We start from the raw sequence: 12185 nt of genomic DNA, 5'->3' as shown, positions 1-12185 counted from the left end.
ACGGGCGTCTGGATACGCTCGGAGCATGAGTGTTTCCGCCCGCCCCGTGACGGCTCTGACCGCCCCGCTCCTGATCGGCGCGTTGCTTCTGAGTGGGTGTGCGCCCGAGGTACCCACCCGCTCTGTCGAGCAGACCGCCGCCCCTCAGCCGACGGTCGAACCGACCTCCCCGAGCGTCGAGACCGTCGCCGGGTACGACATCGGGGACTTCCCGCCGGTGCCGCTGTTCCAACTGCCCGATCTGTCGCTCCTCGACACGTCGGCGTCGGCCTTCACGATCGAGACCGGCGAAGCGTTCCGCGACATCCCGGGCGTCACAGTCGAACCCGCCCACTGCGACGAGAGCGGTGCGGTCATCGCGGGGCGGGGGACCGCCTACCTCTACGGTGACGGCTCGGGCAACTACACCGGCCCCGACGGCACGATCCAGAACTTCGGCGACGGGTCGGCGAACACGACGATCAACGGCGTGACGATCCAGAATTTCGGTGACGGTTCGGGCAACTACACCGACGGTGCGGTCACGATCCAGAATTTCGGCGACGGTTCGGGCAACTACACCGACGGGACGAAGACGGTCCAGATCTTCGGTGACGGTTCGGGCGACTACACCGACGGTGCGGTCACGATCCAGAACTTCGGCGACGGTTCGGGCAACTACACCGACGGCGCCGTCACGATCCAGAATTTCGGTGATGGGTCGGGGAGCTACACCGACGCGGGTCTCACCATTCAGAACTTCGGTGACGGCACGGGACAGGTGAACGGCGCACCGGTCGAGGTCGACCCCATCGCGCAGGTGCCGCGTCTCGGGGTCTTCCCGCCGCTCGGAGCGATCGCGCCCCTCACCTCGTGCGGCACGACGATCACCTTCCGCGATGGCGTGCTGTTCGACTTCGACAGCAGCGACATCCGCCCCGACGCCGCGGCCACCCTCGCCTCGGTCGCCCGTGTGCTCACCCAGGCGGGTGTTCCCGCAGCGCGCGTGTCGGGCCACACCGACGCGATCGGCACGGATGCGGCGAACCAGACGCTCTCCGAGTCGCGCGCCGCTGCCGTGGTCGAAGCGCTCGAGGCGGAGGTCTCGACGCAACTCACCGCCGAGGGGTTCGGGGAATCCCGTCCGGTGGCGGCGAACGAGATCGACGGGGCCGACAACCCCGCGGGCCGGCAGCTCAACCGCCGCGTCGAGATCTTCATCCCCGCCGCTCTCTAGCTCGGGCTCCTTCGCTTCCGGGGAGGGCGCAACACCGCTAGCGTGCAAGTGACGCGCCGCAGCGTCTTCGTGATCGAGCCGTGGGGGCCGCCGTGCATCGAGGATTCCGAATCTCCGCTCTGGTGCTGTGCGCCCTGGCGGTCGGAGGTCTGGGCGGCTGCAGCATCCCGTCGTCTCCGGCCGCCTCCCTCGCCGCCGAGCCATCGACATCGGCCACGACCGAAGCGCCCGTCCGCGCCGTCGACGTGGCAGAGGGAGACCAGCCCGAGCCGGTCGACGTGCGCGTAGACGGGGGAGCGGACGGCGTCGGGGTGACCTTTCGCGAGATCACCATCGAGCCGGGAGCAGGAACCGGCGAGCACTGCCACTACGGCCAGTTGATCGCCGTCGTCGAAGAAGGCGTGCTGACCCACTACTCGGACACCCACCCGGGCGGTGTGCACGTCTACGAGACGGGCGACTCGATCATCGAGGGCGCGGGATACCCGCACCAGGGACGCAACGAGGGCGACGAAGACGTCGTGCTCTGGGTCACCTACGTCGTTCCCGAGGGGAAGCCACTGGCCGAGACCGACCTGGCTCACTGTGAGGGGTGACGGGAAGGGCGCGCCTCGACGTCGCCACGCCGCGCCTCGGCGTCGCCTCGCCGCGGCCGTAGCGCTCGCCGCCGTCATCGCTGCGGGGCTCGTGGTGCACGCGCTGCTTCCCGACTCTGCGGGCGCAGACGTCGCCGGCGACGCCCTCTACGCGGTCGCCGTCTATGCGGGTCTGGTCGTGCTCTTTCCGGCGCCGCGTCCGCCCCTGATCGGCGCGATCGCGGCGGCGTGGTGTCTTTCGATCGAGCTGTTCCAGTTGACCGGTGTGCCGCTCGCGCTCGCCGCGGCGTTCCCGCCGATCGTGCTGGTGCTCGGCACCGGTTTCGACGCCCGCGACCTCGTCGTCTACTCCGCCGCCGCAGCAGCTGCCGCGGCTATCGACCTCGCCGTCGCACGTCAGCGAGGAATGACCGCCGCCGACCAGAGGTTGGAACCGACATGAGAGCCATCGTTTACTCCCGCCGAGGTCCTTCGTCGGTGCTGTCCGTCGCCGACCGCCCCGTCACCGATCCAGGCCGCGGCGAGGTACGCGTCAAGGTCGCGGTCTCGGGCGTGAACCCGACCGATTGGAAGGCCCGTGCGGCGGACCGCGACATGGAGTTCGACGAGATCGTTCCCAATCAAGACGGGGCAGGAACGGTGGATGCTGTGGGCGAGGGCGTCGACGACCTCGCGGTCGGCGATCGGGTCTGGCTCTACCTCTCGCAGTACGGCCGTACGAGCGGCACCTCCCAGGAGTACACCGTGGTGCCCTCGATACGGGCCGTTCGCCTGCCCGAGGCGATCGACTTCGACACCGCCGCGAGCCTCGGTGTTCCGGCGATGACCGCGCACCGCGCCCTCACCGTGCACGAGCACGGGCCGGCGCGCCTGGGCCCCGGCGCACTCGAGGGCCGCGTCGTCCTCGTCGCCGGCGGGGCGGGCGCCGTCGGGCACGCGGCGATCCAACTCGCCGTCTGGGCGGGCGCGACGGTGATCACGACCGTGAGCTCTCCCGAGAAGGCGGCGCTCGCGCGCTCGGCCGGTGCGCACCACATCATCGACTACCGCACCGAAGACGTGGCGGCCGAGGTGACCAAGGTCGCGCCCGAGGGCGTCGACCACATCGTGGAGGTATCGCTCGCGACCAACATCGGGCTCGACTTCGAGGTCATCGCCAACCACGGCTCGATCGCGTACTACGCCGACAACGGCGGAGACGAGTTCACCGGCACGGTGCGCGCCTCCTTCGCCAAGAACGTGCGCCTGCAGGGCCTCCTGCTCTACACGGTCGGAGACCACGCGCTGTTCGCCGCCGCCGACGACATCACGCGCGCTCTCGAAGACGGCGTGCTCGCGGTGGGGGACGACGCGGGGCTGCCCCTGGTGCGATTCACACTCGCCGAGACCGCCGCGGCCCACGATGCTGTCGAATCGGGTGTCACCGGCAAGGTGCTGATCCGCGTCGCCGACGACGCCTGACCGGGCCGAGTGACTACGGAAGAGAAACGACGACGCCGGTGACCCCGAGGTGGATGCTGGCGTAGCCGGCCGCCACGGCTTCGCGGGCCTTGTCGGGGGTGACGGCGGCCGGGTCGGCGTCGGCCTCGGGGGTGATGCCGGTGCCGCGGAATCCTGCGCCCGGCCAGACGACGGCCGTGACGTTCTCGGTGGGCTCGGCGAGCTTGGCGCCAACCACGAGAAACTGCTGGTCGAGGAACTGCGAGGTCAGCAGGGCGAAGACGTCGACGATGCCACCGCCGGCGCCCACGATCAGGTCCGGTCGTTCCTCGGCCGCGGCCACGAGCTGCGCCTCGACGTCGTCGGGGTCCGTCCCCGACCGCATCTCGAACTCGGCTCCGTTCTCGGTCGCCCATTCTTCGACCGCGGCCACCAGCACGTCGGCCGTGGGGTCGTCGACGGAACGGATCGCGATGACGCGGTAGCCCTCGGCGACGGCGACGTCGTCGTACGTTCCCGCCTCGGGGGCGATCGTCGCCTCCGAGATCGGGGCCGGGGCTCCGCCGAGGAACGATGAACGCTGATCCTCGACGTTCGGTTCTGCCGCGCTGCAGCCGGCGAGCAGCCCGCCGATGAGGGCGAGCACCGCGAAAGTCGTTCTTTTGGATGCCACGAGCACCTCCGGCGGACGACGTTGCCACGATGGCCGACAGCATCCGTTTCGCCCCGCCGCCCGCCGGGTGAACGACAGACGAACGTTCGTCTGCGGGGTGACCTCGACGCGAACGCTTCCGCCTGGGGATAGGGCTACAGCCACAACCATTCACCTGCCGGTCACCCGCGCTGACGAGCCTCAGCGGGTGCCCGCTTGGGCGACTGTCATCCGTGTGATCATCCCGAAAGAAGCAGATGCTGGAAAACACCCCTCGGACCCGCTCGGGCCGACGGACGACCCGCGCGGCCATCGCCGCTCTGGGCGTCGCGTCGGTGATTGCGGGTTCTTTCGCAGCGACGGCTCTCCCCGCCGCCGCCGCCGACCTCCCCGCAACGGTCCTCGACGCCACGGCGACGTGGAAGTTCTCGGACAACAACACCGATCCCGCCGCCGGTAACGCCGACCGCCTCGTCTGGACCAAGGCCGGCTTCAACGACAGCGCCTGGAAGACCGGCACCACCGCCTTCGGCGCGAAGGGCGGAGCGGCCACAGGGATCGGCGCGAACTTCCCGATCACGACGCTCGTCAACCAGTACATCGACCCGACCGCCACCTCCAAGGTCGACGTGCCGACGATGCACTTCCGCTCCACCTTCTCGGTGACCGCCGACACGCTCGGCCAGATCTCGGGCCTCGACGGCACGGTCCGTTACGACGACGGCGCCCAGGTGTTCGTCAACGGCGTCAAGGTCGCAGGCCTCTCCGACGACCGCGTCGAGGCGCCCGGCGTGCCCGACGCCCAGAAGAACCTGATGTACGCGGGGTCCGGTTCGTCCGACCCGGCCACGTCGACGTTCACGGTGCCCGCGTCGGTCTTGACGGCGGGCGTCAACACGATCGCCGTCGCCCTCTACCAGGACCGCGCGACGTCGAGCGACATCTACCTCGACGTGCAGAAGCTCGTTCCCGTCGCCAAGACTGCGGCATCCGCCAACGTCTCCGACATCATCCTCGGTGTCGGCGCCGACGAGTCTTCGCGCAACCTCACCTGGTACTCGAAGACCGACACCGCGCAGGTCGCAGAGTTCGCCCCGGCCTCGACCGTCGTCGACGGAGTGTTCCCGGCGAATTCGACCAAGGTGACCGCCACGGGCGGCCTGACCACCAGCGGCGAGTTCAACCGCAAGGCGACCCTCTCGGGCCTCCAGGAGAACACCGCATACGTCTACCGCGTCGGCGCTGAGGGCGCATGGTCGGCGACGCAGTCGTTCGTCACCCGCACCTTCGACGGCGACTTCGAGTTCTTCTTCGTCGGAGACCCGCAGATCGGCGCGTCGGGCAACGTCGCGAACGACCGCGCGGGCTGGGTCGACACGATGAACGTCGCGGCACAGGCCTACCCGAACGCCGAGATGATCTTCTCGGCCGGCGACCAGGTCGACCACGCCGCCAACGAGACCGAGTTCGACGCGTTCCACGCGCCCGAGCAGATGCGCTCGCTGCCGGTCGCCGTCACCAACGGCAACCACGACGTCGGCTCGAAGGCGTACCTCCAGCACAACAACATCCCGAACCTCGACGAGACCGCGGGCGCGGCGACCTCGGGATCGAGCTCGGGCGGCGACTACTGGTTCTTCTACAAGGACGTGCTGTTCGTCAACATCAACTCGAACAGCCGTGACTACGCCGCGCACAACGCCTTCATGGAGAAGGTCGTCGCCGAGCAGGGCGCGAAGGCCAAGTGGAAGGTGCTGGGCTTCCACCACTCGATCTACTCGGTCGCCGCGCACCAGAACGACAGCGACATCATCGACCGTCGTGCCAACATGCCGGCCAAGATCTCGGAGCTCGAGTTCGACCTCGTGCTGCAGGGTCACGACCACAACTACACCCGCAGCTACCTCGTGAAGAACGGCGAGCTCGCCGACAAGACCGAGGTCAAGGGCGCCGCCGAGGTCACCGCCGGTGCGGGCGAAGTGCTCTATGTCACCGCGAACTCCGCCAGCGGCTCGAAGTACTACGACTTCGACGACCGCAACGCCTGGTACGCGTCGGTCACCAACCAGGAGAAGGTGCGCAACTACTCGGTGGTCAACGTCACCGACGGCGATCTCAAGATCACCACGCTCCGCAGCCAGGCGAACGGCACCTCGGCGCCGGTCAACAGCATCGTCGACGAGGTCACCCTCAAGAGCGAAGCCAAGGCCGACACGCAGCAGCTCGAGGTCACGGTCCCCGAGGGTGCTCCCGGGGAGTTCTCGTGGAACATCGACGGCACCAACGGTCTCGTCGACCTCGGCACCGCCGTCGAAGAGGGCGACCACTTCGGCGCGACCGGTTCGATCAACCCCATCAAGGTGACCGACACCCGCGCGGGCGGCCCGGTCTGGTCGGTCTCTGCCCAGGTGAGCGACTTCCGCTCGGGCGACGAGACCTTCTCGGGCAAGTACCTCGGCTGGACGCCCCGCGTCATCGAAGAGGGAGCCGGTGCGCTCGCCGGCGCCAAGGTAGCCTCGGGTTTCGACAGCGGTGACGGACTCTCGAAGTCGGCCACCCTCGGCAGCGGCCCGCTCGCTCACCCGCGCGGTACCGCGAAACTCGGCGCCGATCTGGATCTGAAACTCCCGATCGACATCGCCGACGGCACCTACCAGGCGACGCTCACGCTGACCGCGCTGAGCTGACCCTCGTCGAGTCGGGGTGGGTGCCTGCGGGCGCCCACCCCGATTCCGGCGTTTACCCCGAGTACGAGGAACCCCCGAAATGACCCGAACCCCCCGCCGTTCGTTCCGTGCCTTCGCCGGCGCAGCCCTTGTCGCCGCCTTGGCCTTCTCGCCGCTCGTGGTCTCCCAGGCCGCGACCGCAGCAACAGCCGAACCCCCGACCGACACCGACGTCACCTGGGGGGTGCGCACGGCCGAGAACGCGCAGGGCGCCGCTCGTCAGAACTTCGCCTACACGGTGTCGCCGGGCGGTCGCCTGGACGACGCCCTCGTCATCTCGAACCACGACGACGCCCCGCTCGACCTCGACATCTACGGCGCCGACGCCTTCACCACGCAGAGCGGACAACTCGACGTCCTACCCCGCGCCGAAGAATCGGTGTTTCTCGGCACCTGGATCACCGTCGGTCAGGGGCGCGTCTCCATTCCGGCGGGGGAGTCGGTCGAGGTGCCGTTCACCGTTGCGGTGCCCGCGAACGCGACGCCCGGCGACTACGCGGGCGGCATCGTGAGCTCGCTGCCCCAGCCCGAGCAGAGCGACGGCATCGCCGTCGATCGGCGGCTGGGCATTCGCGTGCAGCTGCGGGTCGAGGGCGACCTCATGCCCGGCCTGGCGGTCGAGAACGTCACGGTCGAGTACGCGCCCACCCTGAACCCGTTCGGGCCGGGTGCGGCGACCGTCGACTACACGGTGCGCAACACGGGCAACACGCGTCTGACCGCGCAGCAATCGGTCGCGCTCAGCGGGCCGTTCGGCCTGCTGCGCTCCGACATCGCCGGGGTCGAGCCCGTTCCGGAGTTGCTGCCGGGGGAGTCGTGGACCGTCAGCGCCCACACCGACGCCTACGTTCCGCTGTTCTGGATGAACGTCGACATCACCCTCGCCCCGGCTGGGCCTGCGGGCTTCGACGGCGCGGGCGATCCGCCGATGTTCGTCACGACCGCCGGAACCCTCGCCATTCCGTGGGCCCAGCTCGTGCTGCTCGTCGTCCTCGCGGGTGCGGTCGTTCTGATCGTTCGCACCGTTCGTCGCTCGCGGCGTCGACGGAAGGCGGCCGAAGAGGCACGGGTGAAGGCGGCGGTCGAAGAGGCCCTGAAGACCCGAGAATGACGGATGCGGCGGCAGCACCTGACTTGCGCTGTCGCCGCCTCGTCCGGACGATGAGAACATGACTTCCCCTGCGCCCGCCACCCGTCGTCCGACGGCGCTGTGGATCGCGCTCGCGGCCATCGTGCTGATCGTCGGAGGCCTGCTGTTCTGGTGGTGGGCGGCATCGCAGAACACTCCCGCGCCCGCAGCATCCGCCGCGCCTTCCACCTCGACGCCCACCCCCACCCCGACTCCGACGCCCACCCCGACGCCGACGGGGTTCGCGGCGAACACCGTGACCTACCCGCTCGATGCTCTGCCGCAGGTCGACGTGTACGCCGTGATCCCCGCGCTTCCGGTCGACAGCGATCCGCAGGGCGCGATGACGGGTGACACCGTACGCGCGTTGACCGATCGCATTCCCGTGTTCGCCGATCCGACGGCAGAACCCGTGGCCTTCTTGCCGCGCGACTACAAGTTCGACGGGACGACGGTGCCGGTCGTCGAGCGTCAAGAACACTGGGTGCGCGTTCTGCTGACAGGGCGCGAGGCGGTGCCCTCCGCCGGCAACCCCGCCCAGCTGAGCGGGTGGCTGCGCGTGCAAGACGTCGAGTTCTCGCGGGCCGACGCCTCGGTCGAGGTGGGGCTGACCAGCCGCACGATCGACATCGTGCAGCCCGACGGCACACGGGAGCGGGTCGCCGACGACTTCGGGTCGGGCACGGCGTTGACGCCCACCCCCGTCGGTCGCACCTTCGTCATGATGGTGCGGGTCGAGCCGTCGTTCGGGTACACCCGCGGGCATCCGCTCGTCTATCTCGGGGTGCAGTCGCCGACCCTCGACGGGTTCGCCGGGGCTCCCGTCGCGGTGACCGCGTTCCACTATCACGACGCCCGGTCGGGAGCGATCTCGAACGGTTGTCTGCGCCTCGGGCCCGAGGCCATCGACCGGCTCGCACAGCTGCCGCTGGGCACGCCCGTCTTCGTCTACGCGTGAGCGCATGATCGTCGAGTTCGAGACCGAGATGTACCGGTGGGCGGCGCGCGCCGACACCGACTGGTTCTTCGCCGCGGTCCCCGAAGATCTGAGCGGCGAGATCCGCGAGCTGCAGGGCCCCCTGCGGCGCGGTTTCGGCGCCGTACGCGTGCAGGCGACGGTCGGGTCGTCGACCTGGAGAACGTCGATCTTCCCTGGCGGCGACGGGCGCTACTCGCTTCCGCTCAAACGCGCCGTTCGCGAGGCCGAGAGCCTGCACGAGGGTGGCCCGCTCGCCGTCAGGCTCGAGATCGCCACCGCATGAGCGCAGCCGCCGTCGCTGTCGCCGTGGAGATCACCGCCTACTCCGCCTTCGCTGCCTTGAGCGTCGTGTTGACGGTGATCGACGTGCGGACGCACCGCCTGCCAGATCGGCTCGTGCTCCCGGCCTACCCGGTCGCCGCCGTCCTGCTCACCGCCGCAGCGGTTCTCCGGGGTGAACCCGGCCGTCTTCTCGTCGTGATCGGAGGTGCCGTCGCGATGTTCGTGTTCTACCTGGCGCTGCGGATGCTGCGCCCCGGCGCCATGGGCGGCGGAGACGTCAAACTGGCCGGAGTCATCGGTGCGTTCCTCGGCTATCTCGGAGGGGAGGCGGTGCTGACGGGCACGCTCGCGGGCTTCGTCTTCGGCGGATTGTTCGCCGTCGTGCTCGTTCTCGCGCGGCGGGCGCGGGTGACCAGCGGGTTGGCCTTCGGGCCGTGGATGCTGCTCGGCGCATGGGCCGTGATCATGGGCGAGCTCGTTCGGCGACTCGTCTGAGCTTGCCGCTGCGTCAAGCCCCGGATCGGTGGCTGCCGCGGCGATAACCTGACCGGATGACCGATACCGTGATCTCTCGTGCCACGGCGTGGGCACTCGCTCGCCGACCGGTGCGCGCCTACCTGCTCTACGTCGGATCCCGCGGCCCGGTCCTCGCCGACAGCGTCACGTATCGCACGCTGTTCAGCCTCTTCGCCGGGGTCTTCCTCGGCTTCTCGATCGCCGGGGTCTGGCTCGCGGGCAACCCCGAGGCGCTGGCCGCGCTCGCTCGGTCCGTCGACTCGGTGATCCCCGGGCTGGTGGGCGAAGAGGGCCTCATCGACGTCACCAAGATCGAGCCACGCGACTTCAACATCGCGGGGATCATCTCCTTCATCGGACTCATCGGTGCCGCGATCGGCGCCATCGGAACACTCCGCGCAGCCCTCCGGCAGATCGCCGCGCAGACGACCGACGACACCCTCATCGTCTGGGTGCTGCTGCGGAACCTCTTGCTGGCGATCGGTTTCGGCGGCGCGCTCGCCGCAGCGGCGGTCGCCACGTTCCTCGCGACCGCGGGGCTCGACCTCATCCGCGGGTGGTTCGGCATCTCGCTCGACGACGGGTGGACGGGGTTCCTCGCCTGGCTCGTCTCGGTCGTCGTGGTGCTCGCCCTCGACACCGCCGTCGTCGCCGCGCTGTTCGCGGCGCTCTCCGGCGTTCGCGCGCGGCCCCGCACGCTGTGGAGCGGCGCCCTCTTCGGCGGAGTGGGCCTGACCGTGCTCCAGCAGCTCTCGGGTCTCTTCATCGGCGGGGCAGGCTCCAATCCGCTGCTGGGTGCATTCACCTCCTTGATCGCGCTCCTGCTGTGGCTCAACCTGTCGAGCCAGGTGATCCTCATCGCTTCGGCCTACATCGTCACCGGGATGGAAGAAGACGAAGACCGTGTGCGCGCCAAGCACGGCGCGTCGACCCTGGTGCAGTTCCGCGTGCACCAGGCAGAGCGAGCGGTGCAGGCCGCAGCATCCGAACTCTCTGCCGCCCGCGACGCCGAAACGAAGGAGCGGCAGGGATAGCATGACCGCGAGGAGGCGCCATGATCGGTGTTCGTTCATCAGGATTCGGTAGGCGCTGGGCGGCCGTGGCGCTCGCGGCGGCCTTCGTGATGTCGGCGGGCGTGGTCGCGGCACCGACCACCGCCCGCGCTGCGACGGGCTCGGGCTGGCTGCACACCGAGGGCGCGCGTATCGTCACCGCGTCGGGGGCGACGCACACCATTCGTGCGGTGTCGTGGTTCGGCATGGAGACGTCGAACTGCGCGCCGCACGGGCTGTGGACGATTCCGCTCGACGACGGTCTGCGTCGGATCGCCGAGATGGGTTTCAACACCATCCGGCTGCCCTTCTCCAACGAGTGTCTCGCGGCACGATCGAGCACCTCGATCGACCCGCAGGCGAACCCCGGGCTCGTCTCGCTCAGCCCCCTGCAGCTCATGGACACGGTGATCGCCCGGGCGAAGACCCTCGGGCTCGACGTCATCCTCGACCGGCACCGGCCGGGCTCCGACGCGCAGTCCGAGCTCTGGTACACCGGCGCGTACTCCGAGAAGCGCTGGATCGACGACTGGAAGATGCTCGCGGCCCGCTACAAGAACGAGCCGGCCGTCGTCGGCGTCGATCTGCACAACGAACCGCACGGCAACGCGTGCTGGGCCTGCGGCGACCCCGCGACCGACTGGCGGGCGGCGGCGACGCGCGCCGGCAATGCCGTTCTGGCGGTCAACCCGAAACTGTTGATCATCGTCGAAGGAGTCGAACGCCAGCCCGGCGGCGCGTCGACCTGGTGGGGCGGCGGCCTCGCCGGTGCGGCGGCGTCGCCGGTGACACTGGCTGTTGCGAACCGCGTCGTGTACTCGCCGCACGACTATCCCGCGAGCGTGTACGCCCAGACGTGGTTCGGTGCGGCGGGCTACCCGTCGAATCTCGAGGCCGTGTGGGAGAAGAACTGGGGCTTCCTCGTGACGAAGGGCATCGCCCCCGTGCTGCTCGGCGAGTTCGGCACCCAGCTCGAGACAGCCAGTGACAAAGCCTGGCTCCAGACACTCGTGGGGTATCTCGGCAAGAAAGGCATCAGCTTCGCCTACTGGTCGTTCAACCCCAACAGCGGTGACACCGGCGGCCTCGTGCAAGACGATTGGCGCACTCCGCAGACGGCCAAACTGACGGCTCTCGCGCCGCTCTTGAGGCCCGCCGTCGTCCCGACCCCGAAGCCGACCGCGACCCCGAAGCCGACGGCGACCCCGAAGCCGACGGCGACCCCGAAGCCGACCGCGACCCCGAAGCCGACCGCGACACCCAAGCCGACGGCGACCCCGGCTCCACCCACCGGGGCGGGGATCACCGCCGCGTGGACGTTGCAGAGCGCGTGGGGCGAGGGGTACGTCGCCGACATCGTGCTGACGGCCGAGACCGCGCGCAAGAGCTGGACGGTCAGCTGGTCATCGCCGGGTGCGACGTCGATCGTCAACGCGTGGGGGATGGCCTGCACCCTGAAGGGCACCGTCATCACCTGCACCGGGTCCGGATGGGCGGCGGCGCCGCAATCCGGCCAGATCCTCCGCGTCGGGCTGCAGGTGGCGGCGTCGCGGGCGCCGTCCGCTCCGTCGCTGACCGTTAGCTCCTCCTGACGCGA

The 12185-nt window shown here is 69.5% G+C and carries 12 protein-coding genes; 11 read left to right on the top strand and 1 reads right to left on the bottom strand.

Features of this window, described 5'->3' with window-relative positions:
* Positions 1-25 precede the first annotated feature (25 nt).
* The 4 genes from ACFXQA_RS12305 (at position 26) to ACFXQA_RS12290 (ending at position 3273) form a co-directional block, all read left to right on the top strand.
* The gene (locus ACFXQA_RS12305) at positions 26-1216 is read left to right on the top strand and encodes an OmpA family protein (RefSeq protein WP_394520131.1); all 1191 of its coding nucleotides are present in this window, start codon (positions 26-28) and stop codon (positions 1214-1216) included.
* A 92-nt stretch (positions 1217-1308) separates the two neighbouring features.
* The gene (locus tag ACFXQA_RS12300) at positions 1309-1812 is read left to right on the top strand and encodes a cupin domain-containing protein (RefSeq protein WP_394520130.1); all 504 of its coding nucleotides are present in this window, start codon (positions 1309-1311) and stop codon (positions 1810-1812) included.
* Complete coding sequence (locus tag ACFXQA_RS12295) at positions 1802-2254, top strand: ribosomal maturation YjgA family protein (protein WP_394520129.1); 453 nt, start codon at positions 1802-1804, stop codon at positions 2252-2254. Before ACFXQA_RS12300 ends, ACFXQA_RS12295 begins: the two co-directional genes overlap by 11 nt.
* The gene (locus ACFXQA_RS12290) at positions 2251-3273 is read left to right on the top strand and encodes an NADPH:quinone reductase (protein ID WP_394520128.1); all 1023 of its coding nucleotides are present in this window, start codon (positions 2251-2253) and stop codon (positions 3271-3273) included. The genes ACFXQA_RS12295 and ACFXQA_RS12290 overlap by 4 nt, the downstream gene beginning before the upstream one ends.
* Positions 3274-3286: 13 nt before the next feature.
* Here the strand turns inward: ACFXQA_RS12290 and ACFXQA_RS12285 are convergent, their stop codons facing one another.
* Positions 3287-3925 (bottom strand): type 1 periplasmic-binding domain-containing protein, encoded by a 639-nt coding sequence (locus tag ACFXQA_RS12285; RefSeq protein WP_394520127.1) that lies wholly within the window; start codon positions 3923-3925, stop codon positions 3287-3289.
* A 236-nt stretch (positions 3926-4161) separates the two neighbouring features.
* On the opposite strand from ACFXQA_RS12285, the gene ACFXQA_RS12280 reads away from it, so the two are divergent.
* The 7 genes from ACFXQA_RS12280 to ACFXQA_RS12250 all read left to right on the top strand — a co-directional run bounded on the left by ACFXQA_RS12280 (position 4162) and on the right by ACFXQA_RS12250 (position 12180).
* A complete protein-coding gene (locus ACFXQA_RS12280) occupies positions 4162-6591 on the top strand; it encodes a purple acid phosphatase family protein (protein ID WP_394520126.1) in 2430 nt (809 codons plus the stop codon).
* 79 nt (positions 6592-6670) lie between these two features.
* Positions 6671-7741, top strand: coding sequence for a WxL protein peptidoglycan domain-containing protein (locus tag ACFXQA_RS12275; RefSeq protein ID WP_394520125.1), 1071 nt, complete (start codon positions 6671-6673; stop codon positions 7739-7741).
* A 58-nt stretch (positions 7742-7799) separates the two neighbouring features.
* Positions 7800-8717, top strand: a complete 918-nt coding sequence (locus ACFXQA_RS12270) for a L,D-transpeptidase (RefSeq protein WP_394520124.1) — start codon at positions 7800-7802, stop codon at positions 8715-8717.
* 4 nt (positions 8718-8721) lie between these two features.
* On the top strand, positions 8722-9021 hold the full coding sequence (locus ACFXQA_RS12265) for a DUF1905 domain-containing protein (RefSeq protein WP_394520123.1): 300 nt from the start codon (positions 8722-8724) through the stop codon (positions 9019-9021).
* Entirely contained in the window at positions 9018-9515 is a 498-nt protein-coding gene (locus ACFXQA_RS12260) for a prepilin peptidase (RefSeq protein ID WP_394520122.1), read from the top strand. The genes ACFXQA_RS12265 and ACFXQA_RS12260 overlap by 4 nt, the downstream gene beginning before the upstream one ends.
* Before the next feature lie 56 nt (positions 9516-9571).
* Positions 9572-10570, top strand: coding sequence for a YhjD/YihY/BrkB family envelope integrity protein (locus ACFXQA_RS12255; RefSeq protein WP_394520121.1), 999 nt, complete (start codon positions 9572-9574; stop codon positions 10568-10570).
* A gap of 20 nt (positions 10571-10590) precedes the next feature.
* Entirely contained in the window at positions 10591-12180 is a 1590-nt protein-coding gene (locus ACFXQA_RS12250) for a cellulase family glycosylhydrolase (protein ID WP_394520120.1), read from the top strand.
* Positions 12181-12185: the final 5 nt, after the last annotated feature.

The sequence above is a fragment of the Microbacterium shimangi genome (genome assembly GCF_043556445.1).
GTDB lineage: Bacteria > Actinomycetota > Actinomycetes > Actinomycetales > Microbacteriaceae > Microbacterium.
Note: the sequence above shows the minus strand (reverse complement) of the source record. Positions and strands in the feature narration are given on the sequence as shown.